Origin of the sequence: Paraburkholderia sediminicola (assembly GCF_046027355.1) — a bacterium.
In the GTDB taxonomy this organism is placed as follows: domain Bacteria; phylum Pseudomonadota; class Gammaproteobacteria; order Burkholderiales; family Burkholderiaceae; genus Paraburkholderia; species Paraburkholderia sediminicola_B.
Genome location: NZ_JAQQEK010000029.1, coordinates 26,010 through 46,879, shown reverse-complemented (window position 1 = coordinate 46,879; position 20,870 = coordinate 26,010). Strand labels below are relative to the sequence as shown.

At 63.5% G+C, this 20,870-nt stretch carries 22 protein-coding genes; 10 read left to right on the top strand and 12 right to left on the bottom strand.

The genetic code is table 11. From position 1 onward, the window contains the following. Positions 1-12 precede the first annotated feature (12 nt). Genes PQR42_RS35010 through PQR42_RS35000 form a run of 3 tightly spaced genes read right to left on the bottom strand, consistent with a single transcriptional unit; the run spans position 13 to position 2,209 of the window. Complete coding sequence (locus tag PQR42_RS35010) at positions 13-396, bottom strand: tautomerase family protein (RefSeq protein WP_408215876.1); 384 nt, start codon at positions 394-396, stop codon at positions 13-15. A gap of 32 nt (positions 397-428) precedes the next feature. After that, a complete protein-coding gene (locus PQR42_RS35005; RefSeq protein ID WP_168794126.1) occupies positions 429-929 on the bottom strand; it encodes an aromatic-ring-hydroxylating dioxygenase subunit beta in 501 nt (166 codons plus the stop codon). Beyond that, a complete protein-coding gene (locus PQR42_RS35000) occupies positions 926-2,209 on the bottom strand; it encodes an aromatic ring-hydroxylating oxygenase subunit alpha (protein WP_408389994.1) in 1,284 nt (427 codons plus the stop codon). The genes PQR42_RS35005 and PQR42_RS35000 overlap by 4 nt, the downstream gene beginning before the upstream one ends. A gap of 105 nt (positions 2,210-2,314) precedes the next feature. Here PQR42_RS35000 and PQR42_RS34995 point away from each other — a divergent pair, with 105 nt between their 5' ends. Next, complete coding sequence (locus PQR42_RS34995) at positions 2,315-3,235, top strand: LysR family transcriptional regulator (protein ID WP_408389996.1); 921 nt, start codon at positions 2,315-2,317, stop codon at positions 3,233-3,235. A gap of 13 nt (positions 3,236-3,248) precedes the next feature. Here PQR42_RS34995 and PQR42_RS34990 read toward each other — a convergent pair whose 3' ends face one another. Beyond that, positions 3,249-4,136 (bottom strand): LysR family transcriptional regulator, encoded by an 888-nt coding sequence (locus tag PQR42_RS34990; RefSeq protein ID WP_408215867.1) that lies wholly within the window; start codon positions 4,134-4,136, stop codon positions 3,249-3,251. 104 nt (positions 4,137-4,240) lie between these two features. Between PQR42_RS34990 and PQR42_RS34985 the strand changes: the two genes are divergently transcribed. From PQR42_RS34985 to catC, 3 genes are all read left to right on the top strand, one after another. Then, positions 4,241-5,398, top strand: a complete 1,158-nt coding sequence (locus PQR42_RS34985; protein ID WP_408389998.1) for a muconate/chloromuconate family cycloisomerase — start codon at positions 4,241-4,243, stop codon at positions 5,396-5,398. A gap of 55 nt (positions 5,399-5,453) precedes the next feature. Continuing rightward, a complete protein-coding gene (gene catA, locus PQR42_RS34980) occupies positions 5,454-6,362 on the top strand; it encodes a catechol 1,2-dioxygenase (protein WP_408390000.1) in 909 nt (302 codons plus the stop codon). Between the two features lie 140 nt (positions 6,363-6,502). Then, positions 6,503-6,793 (top strand): muconolactone Delta-isomerase, encoded by a 291-nt coding sequence (catC, locus tag PQR42_RS34975; protein WP_408494917.1) that lies wholly within the window; start codon positions 6,503-6,505, stop codon positions 6,791-6,793. 49 nt (positions 6,794-6,842) lie between these two features. On the opposite strand, the gene PQR42_RS34970 is transcribed toward catC, so the two are convergent. Together PQR42_RS34970 and PQR42_RS34965 are read right to left on the bottom strand one after the other, a co-directional pair. Continuing rightward, positions 6,843-7,820 (bottom strand): PDR/VanB family oxidoreductase, encoded by a 978-nt coding sequence (locus tag PQR42_RS34970; RefSeq protein ID WP_408390004.1) that lies wholly within the window; start codon positions 7,818-7,820, stop codon positions 6,843-6,845. A gap of 162 nt (positions 7,821-7,982) precedes the next feature. Then, positions 7,983-8,867 carry a LysR family transcriptional regulator gene (locus PQR42_RS34965; protein WP_408390006.1) on the bottom strand — a complete coding sequence of 295 codons (885 nt, stop codon included), beginning with the start codon at positions 8,865-8,867 and terminating at the stop codon, positions 7,983-7,985. A gap of 149 nt (positions 8,868-9,016) precedes the next feature. Here PQR42_RS34965 and PQR42_RS34960 point away from each other — a divergent pair, with 149 nt between their 5' ends. Beyond that, a complete protein-coding gene (locus PQR42_RS34960) occupies positions 9,017-9,766 on the top strand; it encodes a sulfite exporter TauE/SafE family protein (RefSeq protein WP_408215853.1) in 750 nt (249 codons plus the stop codon). Between the two features lie 196 nt (positions 9,767-9,962). On the opposite strand, the gene cynS is transcribed toward PQR42_RS34960, so the two are convergent. Further along, on the bottom strand, positions 9,963-10,433 hold the full coding sequence (cynS, locus tag PQR42_RS34955) for a cyanase (RefSeq protein ID WP_132374363.1): 471 nt from the start codon (positions 10,431-10,433) through the stop codon (positions 9,963-9,965). Between the two features lie 27 nt (positions 10,434-10,460). Then, positions 10,461-11,120, bottom strand: a complete 660-nt coding sequence (locus PQR42_RS34950; protein ID WP_408215850.1) for a carbonic anhydrase — start codon at positions 11,118-11,120, stop codon at positions 10,461-10,463. A 123-nt stretch (positions 11,121-11,243) separates the two neighbouring features. Between PQR42_RS34950 and cynR the strand changes: the two genes are divergently transcribed. Beyond that, the gene (gene cynR, locus PQR42_RS34945; RefSeq protein ID WP_408390008.1) at positions 11,244-12,158 is read left to right on the top strand and encodes a transcriptional regulator CynR; all 915 of its coding nucleotides are present in this window, start codon (positions 11,244-11,246) and stop codon (positions 12,156-12,158) included. A 310-nt stretch (positions 12,159-12,468) separates the two neighbouring features. Beyond that, positions 12,469-13,215 carry a glucose 1-dehydrogenase gene (locus PQR42_RS34940; protein WP_408215844.1) on the top strand — a complete coding sequence of 249 codons (747 nt, stop codon included), beginning with the start codon at positions 12,469-12,471 and terminating at the stop codon, positions 13,213-13,215. Positions 13,216-13,319: 104 nt separating this feature from the next. On the opposite strand, the gene PQR42_RS34935 is transcribed toward PQR42_RS34940, so the two are convergent. Beyond that, positions 13,320-14,204, bottom strand: a complete 885-nt coding sequence (locus tag PQR42_RS34935) for a LysR substrate-binding domain-containing protein (RefSeq protein ID WP_408390010.1) — start codon at positions 14,202-14,204, stop codon at positions 13,320-13,322. A gap of 119 nt (positions 14,205-14,323) precedes the next feature. Between PQR42_RS34935 and PQR42_RS34930 the strand changes: the two genes are divergently transcribed. Further along, a complete protein-coding gene (locus PQR42_RS34930) occupies positions 14,324-15,556 on the top strand; it encodes a 2-aminoethylphosphonate--pyruvate transaminase (protein ID WP_408390012.1) in 1,233 nt (410 codons plus the stop codon). Positions 15,557-15,568: 12 nt separating this feature from the next. After that, entirely contained in the window at positions 15,569-16,372 is an 804-nt protein-coding gene (gene phnX / locus PQR42_RS34925) for a phosphonoacetaldehyde hydrolase (protein ID WP_408215835.1), read from the top strand. A 38-nt stretch (positions 16,373-16,410) separates the two neighbouring features. Here phnX and PQR42_RS34920 read toward each other — a convergent pair whose 3' ends face one another. After that, positions 16,411-17,307 carry a LysR family transcriptional regulator gene (locus PQR42_RS34920; RefSeq protein ID WP_408215832.1) on the bottom strand — a complete coding sequence of 299 codons (897 nt, stop codon included), beginning with the start codon at positions 17,305-17,307 and terminating at the stop codon, positions 16,411-16,413. A 64-nt stretch (positions 17,308-17,371) separates the two neighbouring features. After that, complete coding sequence (locus tag PQR42_RS34915; RefSeq protein WP_408215829.1) at positions 17,372-18,595, bottom strand: amidohydrolase family protein; 1,224 nt, start codon at positions 18,593-18,595, stop codon at positions 17,372-17,374. Positions 18,596-18,850: 255 nt separating this feature from the next. Here PQR42_RS34915 and PQR42_RS34910 point away from each other — a divergent pair, with 255 nt between their 5' ends. Beyond that, the gene (locus PQR42_RS34910; protein WP_408494913.1) at positions 18,851-19,882 is read left to right on the top strand and encodes a GGDEF domain-containing protein; all 1,032 of its coding nucleotides are present in this window, start codon (positions 18,851-18,853) and stop codon (positions 19,880-19,882) included. Positions 19,883-19,895: 13 nt separating this feature from the next. On the opposite strand, the gene PQR42_RS34905 is transcribed toward PQR42_RS34910, so the two are convergent. After that, positions 19,896-20,804, bottom strand: a complete 909-nt coding sequence (locus PQR42_RS34905; RefSeq protein WP_408390016.1) for a LysR family transcriptional regulator — start codon at positions 20,802-20,804, stop codon at positions 19,896-19,898. Positions 20,805-20,870 lie beyond the last annotated feature (66 nt).

The following is a 20,870-nucleotide window of genomic DNA, read 5'->3' as shown; positions in this document are numbered from 1 at the left end:
AGGGGGAAGGCGCTAACGCCCGAGTGATTTCGCGGTCTGCCCGCCGATGCCGAAATCGGTGTTCGGAATGTCCTTGATCATCACGCGGGCGACGGCAAGTGGTGTTTCGAGTACGTCCGCGCCGGTTTTGCTGAGCGCGGCGACCAGGGCTTCCTTTTGCGCGGGCGTGCGGCCCGCGATCAGGATCGCCACGATGGTGAGAAGCGGCGCGCGGGCGCTTGCGGTGCTCACTCCGCCCAAACCGAAATCGTGCGGTGGCAATTCACTCAGCAGAATCCGCACCGATTCGGCAGGCGCGCCGATTGCCGCCACGGTGGCCTGCGTAAGGCCCGCGATCAATTGCGCCTTACGCGCTGGCGCATGGCCTTCCGGCAAATATACTTCTAGTGTGGGCATCGCTACGCTCGCGGTCTCAGGGATCGGAAGGATCAGAGCAGAAAGCCGATCGCGCTCAACGCTTCGGTCGAATCGATCAGGCGGATCACCTTCTGCACGATGCGCGGCTCGCCGCTCGCGAAACTGATGCGATGCGTGAGGTCCGCGGCGAACAGCGTCGACTTGCCGCGTTTGTAGGCGACGATGACTTGCGCCGAATTCACCGTGACTTCATCGCTGGCGTCGCTCGTGAGTGTGAAACGCGAAACCGTGCGCACCGTGCGGGCGGCGTCGCTCGCGGAGGCCGAATAGCCGGACGTCATGCGTTGCACGCGTTTTTCGCGCATGTCCTGATCGTCGTATGCGTAGTTCAGCGTGGCGGCAAAGTCGGTGGTGTCGTGATCGATCGGCACGACGTAGAAGCCCGTCGGGTCCCACAGCGTGAGCCACTCGCGATAGTCCTTGCGATCCAGCAGTTCGGCTTCGCGCCAGATGAGTTCGATCGCACCGGCAAATGTCTTCTGTGAAAACAGCGTGTTTCTGTCGTCCATCATGCTTGCTCCATCATCGTGCGCCATTGCGCGTACGCTTCGCGCATGCCGGTTTCGTCGGTGGCGTGGGCGGTCTTTTCGCCGTTCGGCGCGGTGCTCTCGCGATTCAATCCACGGTTCACGAGGATCGGCAGATCGGGGCCGGCCTGCGAGCCGCGCTGCACGCGCTCCCACGCTTCGGCGTCGTCCGGGCTGCCGAAACCGAACGGGCCCTGGAAGTGTTCGTGAATGCGCAGGCGCACGCGGTTCGCTTCCTCGGGTCCGCCGTCCATGGCGAGGGCGACGTGGCGGATCTCGGTCTCGTTTGCCGAAATGGGCCGCAGCACGCGGAAAAACGCCATCGACAGCGCGAGGTTCGGAAACAGATTCAGGTTGAAGCCGACGCCCATCAGCGAGCGCACGATGCGGCGCACTTCTTCCGGTGTGTGGTCCTTCGCGAGCGAGGCGGCGAGTTCTTCGAAGCGCTCCGGAATCGGCGCGCCGTCGTCCTTGTCGAGGTCGACGATTTCCGGCACCAGCACGGCGAGGCTATGGCCGTTGCCGAGCGAGCGGCAGAAGGCTTCGTCGCTCGTCATGAAACTCGTGATCGCGGCGGCGGTTTCGTCGTCGATCGATTTCATCCAGGACTTGTGGACCACGGGGAAGTGATACAGGTCGGTGGTGTTCTCGAGCTGGATCTTCCAGTTGCCGTTAAAGCGGAAGCGATGTTCGCCGTTAGCCTTGATCGGATAGCCCGCGCCTTGCTTCATGAACAGATCGATCCACGGCTTCGCGCCGCCGAGGAAATCTTCGAGCGGCTCGATTTCCTGATTGAAGCTCGCGAAGATCAGGCCTTGATAGATGCCCACACGCAAGCTGGCGAGCGGCAGTTCGGTTTTGTCGATCACGCCTTCATAGCCGTCGCCGTATGGCAGCGCGCGCAATGCGCCGTCGAGTCCGTAGGTCCAGCTGTGATACGGGCACGTGAAGCCTTTCGCGTTGCCCTTGTGCTGTTCGCACACGGTTGCGCCGCGGTGACGGCAGCGGTTCTGCAGGACGTTGACCGCGCCGCTCTTGTCGCGCACCACGATTACCGGCTGGCGGCCGATCGTGGTGGTGCGGAAGTCGCCCGGATTCGGCAGCTCGCTTTCGTGCGCGACCCAGATCCACGTCTTGTAGAAAATGCGTTCGAGTTCCGCTTCGAAGACAGCCGGGTCGTAGTACAGCGACGGGGCCACGCGATCGGACTGCGCGCGCTGATACAACGCGCTCGTGTCGACGGTCTGGTAGGAGGATTCGCTCATGGCTCGTATAGGTGGGGTGGTCGATGAAGCGAAGTTTCGTCGACTCGTTGATATGCGTCAAATTGATCTAAAATGAAATGTAAGATCAACCGCATGGATATCTCGATGAACTCGCTGGACCACGTCGACCTCAATTTGCTGCGCGTCTTTCAGGCGATCGTCGAAGAGCGCAGCCTCACTCGGGCTGGCGAGCGGCTCGCGCTATCGCAGCCCGCCATCAGCTATTCGCTGGGGCGCTTGCGCACGCTGTTCGACGACCCGCTGTTCATCCGCACGCGTGCCGGCATGCAGCCCACGCCGATCGCGCTGGAGTTGTCGACTATCGTGTCGCGCGCGCTGGATACGGTGCGCGAAGCGCTGCGTTACGCGGAGCATTTCGACCCGGCGGTGAGCACGCGCACGTTCCGGCTATCGCTCTCGGATGCGGGCGAGCTGGCCTATCTGCCGCCGATTTGCGAGGCTTTGCACCGGCAGGCGCCGCGTGTGAGATTGCGCATCGAGCCGTTGCCGGTCGAGGAAATGGAAGACGCATTGCGCGCGAGCCGGCTCGATTTCGCCATCGGCAATCTGCCCACGCTGACCGCGCGCACGCGGCATCAGGCGCTATTTGAAGAGACGTACGTGTGTATGACGAGGAAGCGGCGCGGCTTGCCGCGCACGAAGGACTTGAGTCTGAAGGCGTTTCTGGATGCGTCGCACGTGCAGATCAGCTCGGTCGAGCACAGCCACCATGCGCTCGACGACGAATTCCGCACGCAAGGCGTCGGGCGTCATATCGCGCTGGAACTACCGCATTTCGTGGCGTTGCCGAGCGTGCTGGCTGTCACTGATCTGTTTGCCACGCTGCCGCGGCGCCTCGCGCACATTTTCAATCGCGACGGCGGCTTCCAGATCTATGAGTTGCCCGTGACCTTGCCGATTGCTGCGGTCACGATGCACTGGCACGAGCATTTCGATCAGGACGAGGGCAACGTGTGGCTGCGCAACCTGATGGGGGATATCGTGCGGCGCTTCGACGAGAAGTGATTGCCGGGCCGCGTCAGGTCCGTTTGAACAGGTCCCGTGCGATCGAACAGAGCAGCGTGGTGGTCGGCGACTCATCCTGCAGACGCCGGCTCATGATGATCGGCGAAGCGACGTTGGCCGCCGGAATGGGCCGATACACCACGCCGTGCGCGCGCAGACCTTCCACGCTTTCCGGCACCAGACACACGCCCACTTGTGCCGCCACCAGACCCAACGCGGTCTGCAATTCCCGCACTTCGTGGATCGCCTTCGGCTCCAACGCGTGGTCGTGCATGGCCGACAACTGCTGGTCGGCATAGCTTGGGCGCGGTGTGCTCGGGTAGACGATCAGGGTTTCCTGCGCGAGGGCCGCCAAAGTTATCGGCTTCTTTTGTCGGGCGAGTGGATGGTCTTGCGGCAGCGCGGCAATCATCCTTTCCTCGACGAGGACCTCGCGCGCGAGTTGCACGTCGTCGAAACGCAGGCGGCCAAAGCCCACGTCGATCCGGCCGCCCTTGAGCGCCGCGAGCTGCTCGATCGTGAACATTTCGATCAGCGACAGTTCGATATGCGGCGCGGCCTCGCGAAACGCGCGGATCACGGCGGGCAGCGCGCCGTACAGCGTGGACGGCACGAAGCCGATCACGACGCGCTCGGCCAGTTGCGCGAGGCGCCGCGTGAGCGGGGCGAGTTCGTCCGCTTCGTCGACGAGGCGCTTGGCCTGCGTATAGAAAATCCGGCCGGCTTCGGTCAGACGCAGCGGCCGCGAGCCGCGCTCGAACAGCGCCAGGCCGACGCTTTCCTCGATCTGCTGGATCTGGCGACTGAGCGGCGGCTGCGTCATGTGCAGGCGATTAGCCGCCCGCGTGATGTTCATTTCTTCCGCGACCGCGATGAAGTAGCGGAGTTGGCGAAGTTCCATGCATACCCCTACGGTATGGAAGTAGTCGGAATCGGTGTTGGACTGCTTCGCGGGTTGTTTCTACTATTGGGGCTCCCGGTTCAGGCAGTTCAGGAGGGCAACGAATGATAGCAACACCCGTGAAGATCGAGAGCGTGGAGACGATTCTCGTCGACGTACCGACGATCCGTCCGCACCGTCTCTCGGTCGCAACGATGAATTGCCAGACGCTGGTGCTGGTGCGCATCCGTTGCGCCGACGGGCTGGTCGGCGTGGGCGAGGGCACCACGATCGGTGGCCTCGCTTATGGCGAGGAAAGCCCGGAAAGTATCAAGGTCAACATCGACACCTATTTCGCGCCGTTGCTCAAAGGGTTGGACGCAACGCGTCCGGGCGCCGCAATGGCGAAACTGCGTGGGCTGTTTCAGGGCAACCGCTTTGCGAAATCCGCGCTGGAAACGGCACTGTTCGATGCGCAGGCACAGCGCCTCGGCGTGCCGCTGTCGGAGTTGTTCGGCGGCCGCGTGCGCGATTCCGTGGACGTGGCGTGGACGCTCGCCAGCGGCGATACGCAGCGCGATATCGACGAAGCCGAGCAGGTGTATGAGACGAGGCGCCATCGCGTGTTCAAGCTGAAGATCGGCACGCGCGCTGTCGCCGAGGACGTGGCGCATGTCGTCGCGATCCAGAAAGCTGTGGAAGGACGCGGCGAAGTGCGCGTCGATGTGAACCAGGCTTGGAGCGAATCCGAGGCGATCTGGGCCGCCCGGCGTTTTGCCGATGCGGGCGTGACGCTGATCGAGCAGCCCATCGCGGCGGAGAATCGTGCGGGCCTCAAGCGTCTGACCGACCTCGCGCAGGTGCCGATCATGGCCGACGAAGCGCTGCATGGCCCGGCCGACGCATTCGCCGTCGCCAGCGCGCGCGCCGCCGATGTGTTCGCCGTGAAGATCGCGCAATCGGGCGGCCTCGTGGGCGCCGCGCAGGTGGCGGCCATCGCGTCGGCCGCGAATATCGACCTGTATGGCGGCACGATGCTCGAAGGCGCGGTCGGCACGATCGCCTCGGCGCAGCTCTTCAGCACCTTCGGCGAGTTGAAGTGGGGCACGGAACTGTTCGGCCCCTTGCTGCTGACCGAAGAGATTCTCACCGAACCGCTGCGCTACGAGAATTTCGCGCTGCATCTGCCTCAAGGTCCGGGTCTTGGCATCACGCTCGACTGGGACAAGATCGACCGTCTGCGGCGCGATACGCGCAAAGGCGCCAGCGTCACTACCAACTGAAGCACTGAAGGCTCATCCGTTAGCCATCCAGAACATCAAACGAAGGAGATACCCCATGAACAAGCAAGCTATCGACGCGCTGCTCAATAAAATCAACGACAGCGCCACCAGCGACGGCAATCCGCGCACCAAGCAGATCGTCAACCGGATCGTGCAGGATCTGTTCTATACGATCGAAGACCTCGACGTGCAGCCCGCCGAATTCTGGACCGCGCTGAACTACCTCGGCGACGCCGGCAAGAGCGGTGAACTCGGTCTGCTGGCCGCGGGTCTGGGTTTCGAACATTTTCTCGACCTGCGTCTGGATGAAGCGGAGGCGAAGGCCGGTATCGAAGGCGGCACGCCGCGCACGATCGAAGGCCCGTTGTATGTGGCCGGCGCGCCGCTCTCAGACGGGCATGCGCGTCTCGACGACGGCACCGATCCGGGCCAGACGCTGATCATGCGCGGCCGCGTGCTCGGCGAAGATGGCAAGCCGCTCGCTCATGCGCTCGTCGAAGTGTGGCACGCGAACCATCTCGGCAACTACTCGTACTTCGACAAATCGCAGCCGGCCTTCAATCTGCGCCGTTCGATCCGTACCGATGCCGAAGGCAAGTACAGCTTCCGCAGCGTCGTGCCGGTCGGCTATAGCGTGCCGCCGCAAGGCCAGACGCAACTGTTGCTCGATCAACTCGGCCGGCATGGACATCGTCCGGCGCATATTCACTTCTTCGTTTCCGCGCCGGGTTTCCGCAAGCTGACTACGCAGATCAACATCGACGGCGATCCGTATCTGTGGGACGACTTTGCCTTCGCCACGCGCGACGGCCTCGTGCCGGCGGTTAAACAGGCTGAAGGCGCCGAAGGCAAACCGTATGGCGTGGACGGCAATTTCGCGCTGATCGATTTCGACTTCACGCTGTTCAAGCACCGCGACAATCTGCCGGACGCCGAAGTGGAGCGTCTGCGCGCCGAAGCCTGATGCCGCTTGCGCAGGGCTGAAGCCGGGCGTCTGAAAGAAAACGCCCGGACGTATCGCACGAATCTGTCGGCCCTGGTTGCGCGGCGCGATTGGCCGGGCCGCCAGGGCTTTTTTGTTACCGATCAGAGAGGAGAGCAAGCATGCTGTTTCACGTTGAGATGACCGTCCGCCTGCCGGCCGATATGGATGCCGAACGCGCCGCGCGCCTGAAGGCCGATGAGAAGGCGATGTCGCAAAAGCTGCAACAGGAGGGCGTGTGGCGGCATCTGTGGCGCATTGCCGGCCGCTACGCGAATATCAGCGTGTTCGATGTGGAGAGCCCCGCGCATCTGCACGACGTGCTGAGCCAGTTGCCGCTGTTTCCGTATATGGATGTCGAAGTGCGCGCGCTGTGCCGGCATGCGTCGTCGATTCGCGACGACGACCGGTAAGACGAAGCGTTTGGGAAAGGTGCCGCGAATGCGACACCTTGTTCAGGCTTTAGAGATCCAACACCAAGACCGGCGACGCGGCGCGTGAAATGCAGCAGCAGATCACCTTGCCGCTCGCGCGTTCCGCTTTGCTCAGGCAATGGTCCCGATGCTCGGGCGTGCCGCTCACCACGTCGACCATGCACGTGCCGCATACACCTTCGCCGCACGACGTATCCACTTCGATGCCGATCGACGCCAGCGCCGCGACGATGGTCGTGTCCTTGTCCACGCGCACGGTCGCGCCGCTGCTCGCGATCCGCACGTCGAAGGTATCGAGCGTTGCCGATTCTGCGCCCGTGGTTGACGCCGGCTCAGCGGCGAAGCGTTCGAGATGAATCGCTTCAGGCGCGACACGCGTTTCGCCGATCGCCACCACACGTTCCATGAAAGGCGCCGGCCCGCAGGTATAGACGTGCGTGCCTTCGCGTGCATTCACAAAGCAATGGCCGAGCACCGCATCGAGTTGCTCGCGCGCGACGCCAAAGTGGAGCTTCACATAATCACTGAACGGCGCGCGTGACAGCAGCGGCAAAAACGCCGCGTGCTCCGCGCTACGCGCGAAATAGTGCAGCACGAAGCGCTGTTGCTGCTTGAGCAGACGGTACGCCATGCTCAGGAGCGGTGTCACACCGATACCCGCGGCAATCAGAATATGTTCATCGGCGCCCGGCGCGAGCTGGAACAGATTGCGCGGCGCGCCGATGGTCAATTCGCTGCCGACCGTGACGTCCTCATGCAGCGAACGCGAGCCGCCGCGTGACGTGTCTTCGCGCTTCACGGCGAACAGATGCGCGTTCCGCTGATCCGGGTCGCCGCACAACGAATATTGCCGCGTGACGCCGGATGGACCGGTGACGTCGATGTGCGCGCCGGGTTCGTAGTGGTCGAACGGTTGCCCGTCCAGACGCGAGACGCTGAACGAGCGCACGCCATGCGCTTCGTCGCGGACGCTATCGACGCGCACGTTGAAGGTGGTTCTTTCCATGATCCTGCCGGCAAAAAAGGAGCGGACGGCGCATGCAGCGAGGCGCATGCGGTTGTGCGTCAAGGATAAGAAACCGCGCTAAATCAGGCAAATCGATTAAAAATAGTTAGTTAGATAAATTGGACTGATAATAGTGCGGCGCAGGCATTCCAAACGGAACATTCAAATCCCCGCCAGATGCCGCACCAGCGCCTTTTCGGGTCGCGGCATCGCGTTCAGGTCGCGCATGCAGATCAGCAACTGGCGCGCGGCCCAGCTATCGGTCAGCTCGATCGTGCGGATGCCGGGCGTGCCGCGATAGCGCTTCGCCGCCGTGGCCGGCACGATACCGAGGCCGGCGCCTTGTTCGACCATGCAGCAGATGGCGTCGAACGTCCGCACGTGGGTGCGGAAGCTGAGCGGCTGGCCGGCTAGCAGCGCGCGCTCGCCGAGGTAGGCCTGCAACGCGCTATCCGCGCTCAGTCCGATGAATTCCCTGTCCGCCACTTCCGCCAGCGTGGTGCGGCGGCGGGTGGCGAGCGCGTCGTCGCGGCTCGTGATCAGCACCAGTTTGTCGATGGCGAAGGGGAAGGTCTGCAGCGTACCGTGTTCGACCGCATCGGAAATGATGCCGATTTCAGCCGCGCCGGTCAGTACCGCCTTGACCGTTTCACTGCTTTGGCGCTCCTTCAGGTCGATCTGCACGTTGGGGTGATCGCGCAGAAAGAGGCCGATCGCGGAGGGCAGGAACTCGGTGATGGCCGCCGTGTTGGTCCACAACCGTATGCAGGCTTTGCGGCCTTCCTGATGCTCGCCCAGTTCGCCCTGCATTCTTTCGATCTGCCCGAGGACGAGCCGCGCGTGATGCGCGAGCGTGTCGCCGGTGGGCGTGGATTCGACGCCGCGTCGGCCGCGTTCGAGCAGCGGCATGCCGAGCGCGTCTTCCATGCCGCGCAGCCGCGCGCTCGCCGACGGCAGCGACATGTTCGCGCGCGCGGCGCCGTGGGTGATGCTGCCGGTTTCGAGGATATGCAAAAACAGACGTAGATCGATGAGGTCGAAGCGCATGGAGGAAGAGTTGATGTGCGGTTGCCGGTGAGGTTCAGCCTGTGGTCACAGCCTTAGCCCCAGCCTAAGTCAGAGTAAGTATCTTACGCATTGTGGCCGGCCTTGCGGCGATTGAAAATTGCCGACATCACTTCAATAACAACATTCCGATGATCTCTTCGTTTGCAATGCGTGCGGGCGTGGTCGCCGCGACTTTCGTGGTCGCCGGCTTCGTCAAGGGAGTGACCGGCATGGGACTGCCGACCGTCGCCATGGGTGTGCTCGGCACGCTGATGCTGCCGGCGCAGGCTGCCGCGATGCTGCTGTTGCCGTCGTTCGTGACGAACGTCTGGCAATTGTTCGGGGGGCCGAGCGTGCGGGCGCTCCTCAGACGCTTGTGGCCGATGATGCTGGGCATCGTCGCCGGCACGGTCGCGGCCGCGTCGTTCATTGCGGGCGGGGGCGGCGAGTGGGCCGTGGTCGGACTCGGCGCCGCGTTGACGCTGTACGCCGTGGCCGGTTTGCTGGCGTGGCGCTTTTCAGTGCCGGCGCGCCACGAGCGCTGGCTGTCGCCGGCGATCGGCGCGGTGACGGGCGTCGTCACCGGCGGCACTGGCGTGTTTGTCGTGCCAGCAGTACCGTATCTGCAAGGGCTGGCGTTGAAGAAAGAGGATCTGGTGCAGGCGCTCGGTTTGTCGTTCACGGTGTCGACCATCGCGCTGGCGATCGGACTCACCAGAGAGCACGCGTTTGCCGCCGGCGATCTGGGCGAATCGCTCTTCGCCGTGGTCCCGGCGCTGCTCGGCATGTGGATCGGACAGCGCGTGCGTGGACGTATCAGCGCGCAGACTTTCAGGCGCTGGTTCTTTGTCTGTCTGCTCGGACTGGGTATTCAATTGATGGCGCGCGCATTCGTTTAATCAGGCAGTGGTGAAAGCGAATGTGCAAGGAGCAAATCGTGTGGCCCGTTATTCTGGATACGCTCGGCGCGCTGGCGGTACTGGCCAGCGTGGCCGCGCAGATCATGTTGCTGCGTAAGTGCTGAATTCATTGCGCCGTAAGCCGTGTCAGTGCCGTTGATGGAGCCGTTCTCACCAGAACGGCTCCGCTGTCGCGTCAGAACGGTTTGGTCGGCAAATACTTGCCGTCCAGCGTGATGACGGCGCGGTGACCGCCTTCCGGATCGTCGACCTTCTTGATGTCGAGCTTGAAGTTGATCGCGCTGATGATGCCGTCGCCGAACTGCTCGTGAACCAGCGCCTTCAGCGTCGAACCGTAGATCTGCACCATTTCGTAGAACCGGTAGATGGTCGGATCGGTCGGCACGCCGCCCGGAATGCTGCCGCGCAGCGGGATGGTTTGCAGCAGGCGCACCGCGTCTTCGCCAAGTTCGAGTTTATCGGCCACGACCTTGGCGGCGTTTGCCGGCAGCGGATGCTGGCCGAGCAACGCGGCGGTGACGAATGCAAGACTCAGACCCGTGCCTTCGTTGATCTGCTCGAACGTCAGATTCTTGCGAACCTTTGCGTCGATGATCGCGTCGGTCAGGGCTTCACGTGGGGCCTGGCTGTATTGGGATTGCGTCATGATGAATTTCCTCGGAGGTAAGTAAAGTCAGGCCGCGACGTCGAGTCGAGCCGGGGTGGCACATGCATGCGGATGTTCCGCGAGAGAAACGAAGCGGTTCGTCGAACCGTCGAGCGTATCGATCGAGCCGGTTTCGATGTCGTACACCCAGCCGTGCAGCGCCAGATGTCCCTGTTCGAGGGCGAGCCGCACGGAAGGATGGGTCTTGATGTTCGCGAGTTGTGCTATCACGTTTTCGCGGACCATCGAGTCGACCCGCTCGCGTTCGCTCTTGTGCTCGCGCGCCTCGTTGACGACTTTCGCGGAGTCCGCGTAATGCAGCCAGTTGCGCACGGCGGGCATATGGTCCATGCATTTGCAGGTCGCGATGGCCGTCATCGCGCCGCAGTCGGAATGACCGCAGATCACCACATCGGTGACGCCGAGCGCGGCGACTGCGTACTCGACCGTGGCGGTCACGCCGCCCGGCTCCGGACCGTACGACGGCACGATGTTGCCCGCGTTGCGGATCACGAACAGATCGCCGGGCTCGCGCTGCGTGACGAGTTCCGGCACCAGCCGGCTGTCCGAGCACGAAATGAACAGGGTACTCGGGTGCTGGCTCGTGGCCAACTTCCTGAACAGCTCGGAGCGCTGCGGGAAGGCGTCGCGCTGAAATTTCAGGAATCCGTCGATGATGTCTTGCATGGTTCGCTCCATCGGTGTGTTCGTTGGGAATCGATGGATGAAGAATGCGCCGATCAATCTATAGCGTCCAAGACCGGTTTATTATTCTCTCGATAGGCAACGCCAATAGTTCGAGAGGACATCATGCTGCTCAGGCACATCCGTTACTTCCTTGCAGTCGCTGAGCACCGCAATTTCACGCGCGCGGCCGAGGCTCTGCACGTGTCGCAGCCGACGCTGTCGCAACAGATCAAGCAGCTGGAAGATACCTTGCGAGTGCAATTGCTCGACCGGTCCGGCCGCACGATCCAGTTGACCGATGCCGGCACTGCCTATGTGCACTACGCGCAACGCGCGCTGCAGGACCTGGAGGCGGGCAAGCGGGCGATTCACGACGTACAGGAGTTGAGCCGCGGTTCGCTGCGTCTCGCGATGACGCCGACATTCACCGCCTACCTGATCGGCCCGCTTCTGGAAAAGTACAACCGCCGCTATCCGAACATCACGTTGAGCATCCTCGAAATGCCGCAGGACCGGATGGAAGCGTTGTTGAACGAAGATGCGCTCGACGTCGGCATCGCATTCGACGAGACGCATACACCGGACATCGAGACACAGACGCTATTCGTCGAAGCGCTGGCGATGGTGGTCGGCAAATCGCATCCGTATGCAAAGCGGCGTTCCGCGTTGAATCTGAGCCAGTTCGAAAACGAAGCGCTCGTTCTGCTCAACGAAGAGTTCGCGACGCGTCAGTACATCGATCGATATTGCAGACAGCACGGCATTTCGCCGCGCATCGCGATGGAGGTGAATTCGATTAGCGCGGTCATCGAGATCGTGCGCCGCAGTGCACTCGCCACGCTGCTGCCGGCCGCGATCGCGCGCGAGCATGACGAACTGTTTCTCGTGCAGTTGGAACCGGCTCTGCCGCAGCGTACGGCTGCGCTGCTATTGCGCAAAGGCGCGTATCGGAACGCGGCAACGCGGGCGTTCATCGAGCTCGCGCTCGAAGAGCGTGCGGCTAATACGGGCGGGCGGCGGACACAGACTGTTTTATAGAAACGCCGACGCTTTGAACCGCCTACACTGACAGGGGGAGAGCACTGTTCGGTCTTATGTGCGCGCTTACTCGTGATTCCCCCATTCGCGCTGGCGGATGACGCCGCCACTCGCATCAAGCCTTCGAGCTATCCGCGTCACCTGTCTTCCGATTGTTCGGCTCAACCGACGTATCTATTCGCCTTCAGCCGCTTTATCCAGACGGCCGAGGTGCCTACATTGTCACCAGTGTCAGCGCCAGTGGATTTCCACCGCAACCCGCGAATCTTCGCGACAGCGTCGGCGCGAATCCCATTTAAAGGAATCGATCATGAGCAAGCTCACAGGTAAAGTTGCAGTCGTAACCGGTGCATCGAAAGGTATCGGCGCGGCGATCGCCAAGGCATTGGCGGCGCAAGGCGCTTCAGTGGTGGTGAACTACTCGTCGAGCAAGGCGGGCGCGGACAGCGTGGTCGATGCGATCACCGCTGCCGGTGGCAAGGCCGTGGCCGTTGCAGGCGACGTGTCCAAAGCGGCGGACGCGAAAGGCATCATCGATACGGCTGTGGAAACGTATGGCCGTCTCGACATTCTCGTCAACAACTCGGGCGTGTATGAATTCTCGCCGATCGAAGAGATCACCGAAGAGCATTTCCATAAGCACTTCAACGTGAACGTGCTGGGTCTGCTATTGACCACGCAGGCCGCGGTCAAGCATCTCGGCGAAGGCGGCAGCATCGTCAATATCAGTTCGGTGGTGAGCCGCATCACGCCGCCGGGCAGCGCGGTCTATACCGCCACCAAGGGCGCCGTCGATGGTATTACGGGCGTGCTTGCACGCGAACTCGGCCCGCGCAAGATCCGCGTCAATTCCGTGAATCCGGGCATGGTCGCAACCGAAGGCACGCATAGCGGCGGCCTCGTCGGTTCAGACTTTGAAACGTGGGCCGTCAGCACGACGCCGCTCGGCCGTATCGGCCAGCCTGACGATATCGCCGATGTCGTCGCCTTCCTCGCCTCCGACGACGCGCGCTGGCTGACCGGTGAAAGCCTGATCGCGAGCGGTGGATCGCGTTAAGCGGTTTGGCGTGAAGGTGTGTGGCGTGGCCGGATAGTGTCACGCCACGTCATGTGAAAAAAGAAGGCCGCCCGCAGGCATCGCCTGCCGGGCGGTTTTTGGTTTCATCCAGCCGGCGTGGCAGGCGCCGGCTTCGTCAACTCCACCGCGAACAACGCGTCCAGCAGATTCGACCCCGGCCGCTCGGCGAGCCGCGTCAGCGATTCGATCATTCGCACCTGACAGTCCTGTAGCGGAATCATTCTGATCCGCCGCGATTCGTTGAATTCGGCGCGCGCGATCACACCCACGCCCATGCCTTGCGCGACCGCTTCTTCAAGCGCCTCGCGGCCGTCTACATACATCACCGGTTCCACCTGCAGCGATTCGCGCACCAATTCGATTTCCAGTAACTGCTGCGTGACGGATTGCGACTCGCGGAAAATCATCGGTTGCTGCACCAGTTCGGCGTAGCTCAGCTTGCGTTTCTTCGCCACCGGATAGCTCGCCGGCACCATCGCGACCAAGGGATCGCGTCGTAACACCCGCGCCTCCAGGCGGCTGTGCACTTGCGGCGCGGCGGTAATGGCGGCGTCGACGACGCTGGAGAGCACGCGCTGCATGCAGTCCGCGGCGTTGGCGATGGACAGTGTCACGACGATGCCCGGATGCAACTTGCGAAAGGCGCTGATCAGCGCGACCGCCAGATCGGGCGCGTCCGCGGCCAGCGACAGCGAGCCGGATTCGAGCCCGCCCGCCGATTCGAGCAGTTGCCGCGCGTCGCGCTCGCAACTGAGCATCTGCCGCGTTACGCTGAAAAGACGGAGACCGAGTTCGGTGGTCTCGACGCCGCGCGGCCCGCGTTCGAACAGTTTGACCCCGTAATCCTGCTCCAGCCGCCGCACGTGATCCGACACGGCCGGCTGCGTGAGCGAGAGCGCTTGCGCCGCTTTGGAGAACCCGCCATGTTCCGCGACCGCATGAAACGCCCGCAATTGCGCGTATTGCACGTGTGCCTCGCTGGGCTATAAGTTATTACGATACCTGCATCGATTATATCGATTTTACCGATGCCGCGCGTTTCTGTACTGTGTGAGTCACCGAAACAGCGATACCGGAGATTCCGAACATGGACAGCGTTATCGACCGTTCCCCAGCCGTGAGCGCCGCAGGACCCGCCGCAGTCACGTGCGCGCCGCCCGCGAAGGGTGAGCCGTACTTGTTGACGCCCGGGCCGCTCACCACCGCGTTCTCGACCAAGGAAGCGATGCTGCGCGACTGGGGCTCGTGGGACGGCGATTTCCGCGCGATGACCGCGCTGCTGCGCAGCAGCCTGCTGGAGATCGCCGGCGACACGGCGGGCGACTACGACTGCGTGCCGCTGCAAGGCAGCGGCAGCTATTGTGTCGAAGCGATGCTCGGCAGTCTGATTCCGCGCGACGGTCACGCGCTCGTGCTGGCCAACGGCGCGTACGGCAAGCGCATTGCGACCACGCTCGGCTATCTCGGCCGCGCTTGCACGATGCTCGACAAGGGCGATTACCTGCCGCCGCGCGGCGCCGAAGTGGAACGCATGCTGGACGCCGATCCGCGCATCACGCACGTGATCGCCGTGCATTGCGAAACCAGTTCGGGGATTCTCAACCCGATCGAGGAAATTGCCGCCGCCACCGCGAAGAAGGGCCGCAAGCTGCTGATCGATTCGATGAGCGCCTTCGGCGCGGTGCCGCTCGACGTGCGCGAGATTGCCTGCGAGGCCTTCGTGTCGTCGGCGAATAAATGTATCGAGGGCGTGCCTGGTTTCGGCTTCGTGATCGCCCGCAAGAGCGCGTTGCAGGAGGCGAAGGGCCGCAGCCACTCGCTCTCGCTCGACGTCTACGACCAGTGGGACGTGATGAACCGTACCGGCCAGTGGCGTTTCACGCCGCCCACGCACACCGTGGCCGCGTTTATCGAGGCGCTGCGTCTGCACAAGCTCGAAGGCGGACAGGCCGGACGTCTCGCGCGGTATGCGAACAATCGCGACATGCTGGTGGCCGGCATGCGCGAACTCGGCTTCGAGCCGCTGCTGAACGCACGCTGGCGCTCGCCGATCATCGTGACGTTTTTCGCGCCGGCGCATCCGTCGTTCAGGTTCGAGCGCTTCTATGAATTGATGAAGGAGCAGGGCTTCATCATCTATCCGGGCAAATTGACGGTGGTGGACAGCTTCCGTATCGGCTGCATCGGGCAGGTGGATGAGGACGTGATGCGCCGCGTCGTGGCGGCGTGCGCGAGTTCGCTGCGGACGATGGGCGTCGAGCACGCCGCCCCGCCGGCGGCTGCGATCGAAGAACGCAAGACATTGGCCGACGCGGCCTGAGGATCGAAGCAAATGAAACACGTAAAAGCAGTGATTTTCGATTGGGCCGGCACGGTGGTCGATTACGGTTCGCTGGCGCCGATGGGCGCCTTCGTCGAGACATTCGAGCAGTTCGGCGTGTCGATCACGATCGATGAAGCACGCGGCCCGATGGGCATGGCCAAGCGCCCGCATATTGCGGCGCTGATGGCGTTGCCACGCGTCGCGCAAGCATGGGCCGACAAGTACGGGCACGCGCCGGGCGAAGCGGATATCGACGCCATGTACGACGTATTCGTGCCGAAGAACATCGCGGTGGCCGCGAGCTACAGTTCGGTGATTCCGGGCGTGGCCGAGGTGGCGAGCGCATTGCGCGGCGACGACATCCGGATCGGCACGACCACCGGCTACACGCGCGAAATCATGGCCGAGATCGTGCCGGGCGCGGCGGCGCAAGGTTTCTCGCCGGACAGCATCGTGTGCACTGGCGATACGCCGGAAGGGCGGCCGTCGCCGTACATGATCTATAAGACGTTGCCGGAACTGGGCGTCTGGCGCGCGAAGGATGCGATCAAGGTCGACGACACCGAGGTCGGCATCGAAGAGGGCATCAACGGCGGCACATGGGCGGTCGGGGTCGCGGTGAGCGGCAATGCCTTCGGCATGGCCGAAGACGACGTCAAGGCGTTGGCGCCCGATGAATTTGCTTGGCGTCGCAAGGCGGCGATCCAGAAGCTGCAGGCGGCGGGCGCGCATTATGTGATCGACAGCGTCGCGGATCTGATGCCGGTGGTGTACGACATCGAGGCGCGCCTGGCGCGCGGCGAGCGGCCTTGATCAGGAGAGAGGCCTCAGACGCCTCTCTCTCTAGGGAACTACTCGAAAAACCCCACCGCCAGATCGATAAACTCCCGGATCTTGCGCGGCACGAACTCCCGGCTCGGATACACGAGCGAGACCGCCACGTCGCCATTGAGCACGGCGTGGTCGGCGAGAATCCGCACCAACGTGCCCGCGCGCAATTCGTCATCGACCATCTCCAGCGGCAGCAGCGCGATGCCCATCGCGCCGAGCGCTGCCTGTTTCTGCATGATCATGCTGTTGACGGTGAACGACGCATCGAGCGCGATGCTCTCTTCGCCGCCGTCGCCCTTGCTGAACACCCAGGTTTGCGGGCTCGTGTCGAGCGGCGCGGTGATCACCCGATGCCGCGCGAGGTCGGCGGGCGTTTTCGGATGACCGGCTTGGGCGAGGTAAGCGGCCGACGCGACCGGCACCGCGTGCGAGTTGATCAGGCGGCGCACCACCAGCGACTCCGAACGGATCATATGCTCGGTCACGATGCCCACATCGAAACCGCCTTCCAGCAGATCGACACGTTTTTCCGTGAGCGTGACGCGCAGATTTACATGCGGAAACTTGGCCTGGTACTCCGCGAACAGCGGCGTGAGACGAAATAACGAAAAACTCCCCAGCGCCACGATGCGCAGATCGCCCGCGACTTCTTTCGACGCGGTGGTCGCGCGCGATTCGACTTCTTCGAGTTCGGCCATCAGGAGGCGGCAACCGTCGGCATATTCGGCACCGGCTTCGGTCAGCACCACCTTGCGCGTGGTGCGCTGAAACAGGCGAATGCCGAGATGTTTTTCAAGGCTCGACACGTGGCGCGTGACCACCGAGGTCGAGACGCTGAGTTGCTCCGCGGCCTGCGCGAAGCTGCCCGCGTCGGCGACCTTGACGAACGCCTGCATGGCCTGGAAGAGATTGATCATGTGAGTGCGAAAAACGTTGTAGCGGGTGACGTGGCGCGGGCGCGCAGCCTCGCCACCGTCGTGTTCAATTCAGGGATTCGGGAGCCGCGCCGTGGCGTGCGACGATCCGGCCATTGGCCACCACGAGCTTGCGCGGCGGCCGTGCGACGAGTGCATGCGCGAGCGTGTCGGCGTCGACCAGCACGAGGTCGGCGCGCGCGCCGGCGTGCAGGCCGTAGTCCGTGAACCCGCAAGCGCGCGCGGCCGTGCTGCTCACGCAGTCGAAGGCGAGGGCGAGATCGTCGTCGCGGCGCAGGCCGTAGCGCATCGCGATCAGCATCGCGCGCTCGAGCATATCCGGCGAGCCGTAAGGGGTCCACGTATCGCGAATGCCGTCGTTGCCGCCGAACAGCGTGACGCCTTTTTCAAGGCAGGTTTTGAGCGGCGGAACGGGCGTCGAGGAGGGCGCGGTGGTCAACAGCGCGACGCGCAGATCGGCGAGGCGCTCGAGCAAGGCGTCACGTTCGCGCTCGGGCAGCGCGCCGAGACAGAACGCGTGACTGACCACCACCTGGCCTTGCATGCCGAGCGCGGCGACGCGGTCGAGCAGAAGACCGAGCGTGAAAGCGCCGATCTCGCCGGGCTCGTGTAGGTGAATATCGATCGGCTTGTGATGACGCTCCGCGAGTCCGAACGTCACGTCGAGCGAGGCAACCGGATCGCCGTCGATCAACGCCGGATCGAGCGCGCCGAGCACGTCGGCGCCCGCGCTCAATGCGGCATCAAGCAACCCATCTGTACCCGCGCGGCCGAGCAGCCCCGATTGCGGAAACGCGACGATCTGCATGTCGAGCACGTCGCGCAGCGCGTCGCGCGTGGCAAGCACGCCTTCCAGATGACGCAGCCCCGCGTCGGTGTCGATATCGACGTGCGTGCGCAGGCGCGTCGTGCCCGCCTGCAGAAACGCGCGTGCGAGGGCGAGCGACTGCGCGCCCGCGTCATGGCCGCTCCCGGCGCGAAAGCGCCGTTCGTTTTCGATGCGGTCGGTCAGCTTCGGCCCGACCTCGTTGCGATACCAGCGCATGCCCCAGTTAGTCTTGTCCAGATGCGTATGGCCTTCGACGAAACCCGGCAGCAGCAACGCGCCCGCGCCGTCCTCGAGCGTCACGCCGGGCTCGCGCGGCAGATCCGCGCCGATTGCCGCGATGCGGCCGTCGGCGATCGAGACGTCGACCTGGGTGCCCTCGGCGAGGCGGACGTCGGTGATGAGCAAAGCGCTCGTCGGGCGGTGATGGGCGGTTGTCGTCATGAGAACAGGTCGGCGGCGTCGCGTGCTTGAACAAAGTGCGGCGAAGGCACGGGCAATTGTCTGTTGAAAAGGATGTGCCGCCTGTTTTTTGAGCAAACGCAGGCGGCGCGTGACTGGCGGGTGAATTGTACTTCCTGGCGCCACGCGTCGATCCGCGCCGCCGTGCCCGGTTTGCGCGCGGACAAGCTTCACGGCCGCTCAAGTTTCGCGTGCTTGTGCCGTTGACACGAGCTAATTACATTCTGGAACCCAGCCGTGCAACTCGCCTTCAGTAACGACCGTCTGTCCAGCCGCATGCAGTTCGATTCGTCCGCCGCCGGCGAACCCGAGGTGGAATCGTCGGTGATCGAATGGCTGTTGCACGACGATCAGGTGATGCGCGAATGCTTCACCCACGCAGCGGAAATTCTCAAGAGCGTGACCGGCGCGGCGATCACCGCGATCACGCTGCTCGACGAGGAGTACCAGCATTACCGCGCCGAGGTCGGCATGGCGATGCCGCTCGTCACGCGCGCCCGCTCGCTCGCCGACTATGCCGTGCGCGACGAGGAGCTGTTCGTCATCGAAGATGCGCACAACGACGCGCGTTTCGGCGAATGCATGCTGGTGCAGCGACATCCCTTCGTGCGCTTTTATGCGGCGATCGCGCTGCGCGCGCCCAATGGCGAGATCGTCGGCGCGTTGTGCGCGATGGACCCGTCACCCGGCCGGCTCGACGCGGGGCAGCGCGGCGTGTTTTATCACCTGCGCGCGATGATCGAGAACGATCTGAAGATGCGCACGGCCACCGCGATCGATCCGCTGACGCAGTTGTACAACCGCCGTTTCCTGCTGGAGGGCATCACGCGCCGCTGGAAAGAAGCCCAGGACGGCGACGTCATGGGTTCGGTCGTGGTCGACGTGGACTGGTTCAAGCAGTACAACGACACCTACGGCCACCAGGCGGGCGACCAGTGCCTGCGCAAAGTGGCCTCGGTGATGCAGGCGGCGGCCGATGGCGAACGCATCATCGTCGGGCGCATGGGCGGCGAGGAGTTCGGCCTGCTGGTGTTGCAAGCGGAGCACGCAGCGCTCGAAGACACGCTCGACACGCTGCGCCAGGGCGTGGTGGATCTGGCGATCGAGCATCGCGCGTCGCCGCTCGGCAGGGTCACGGTGAGCGTGGGCGCATCGTTGACGCGCATCAGCGAAACGTCACGGCCGGCGCATCGCGAGGGTTTCGCAAGCGCGGACCGGGCGCTGTATCGATCGAAACATGGCGGTCGAAACCAGGTGACGATGGCGTAAGGCGCCTCTGCGTTCAGGAAGTCTCGTGCAGCGCGCAGAGCTGGCTCACCCAGTCGGCGAACACGCGAAGTTTGGTGCTGTAACGGCGGCTCGGTGGATAGGCGAGATAAACCTGCAGCGGCTCCGGCCGCCAGTCCGTCAGGATCGGCACGAGATCGCCGCGCTCCACGGCCGGCCGCACCATGAAATCTAGCGTATGAACGATGCCGAGACCCGCGAGCGCGGTGGCCAGATGCGCATTGCTCTCGCTCACCATGACTGTATTGCGGACGTTGTCGAGCACGAGAGGCTCGCCGTCCTTGAAGAAATGCAAGGGCTGCACGATTCCGCTGCTTGCCGAGAAGTAGCCGACCACCGCATGCCCCTCGTCGACGATCTGGCGCGGGTGCAAGGGCGTGCCATGTTCGGCCAGATACGCCGGGCTCGCGCACGTGGTCCAGCGTAGCGTGCCGATCGCGTGTGTCACCAAAGCGGGATCATCCGCCGAGCTGCGAATCGCGCAGTCGATGTTCTCGGCGATCAGATCGGCGGTACGGTCCGTCACGCTCAAGCGCACCTGAATGTCCGGGTAACGCGCGCAAAATTCGGGGAGCGCGGGAATCAGGATGCCGCTCGCGGTCGAGCCGCCGGTGTCGACCCGCAGCACGCCGCGCGGGCTCGCGCGATCGCGGCCCAAGGTCGCCTCGATATCGTCGAGTTCGCTCAGCAGGTGCCGCGTGCGCTCGTAGTACGCGGTGCCGTCCGTCGTGACGCTGACGCTGCGCGTGCTGCGTTCGAGGAGTTTCACGCCCAGGTGATCTTCGAGCGACTTGACCCACTTGCTGACCGTCGCGTTGGGCATCTGCAGCGACTGCGCCGCGCGGCCGAAGCCACCGGTTTCCACCACGCGCGCAAAGATGCGGATGGCCTGCAAGTGATCCATGTGGGTTCCGTTCGAGTGGATTATCCACAAATGTGAATAAAGAAACCACAGAATACATATTTATCT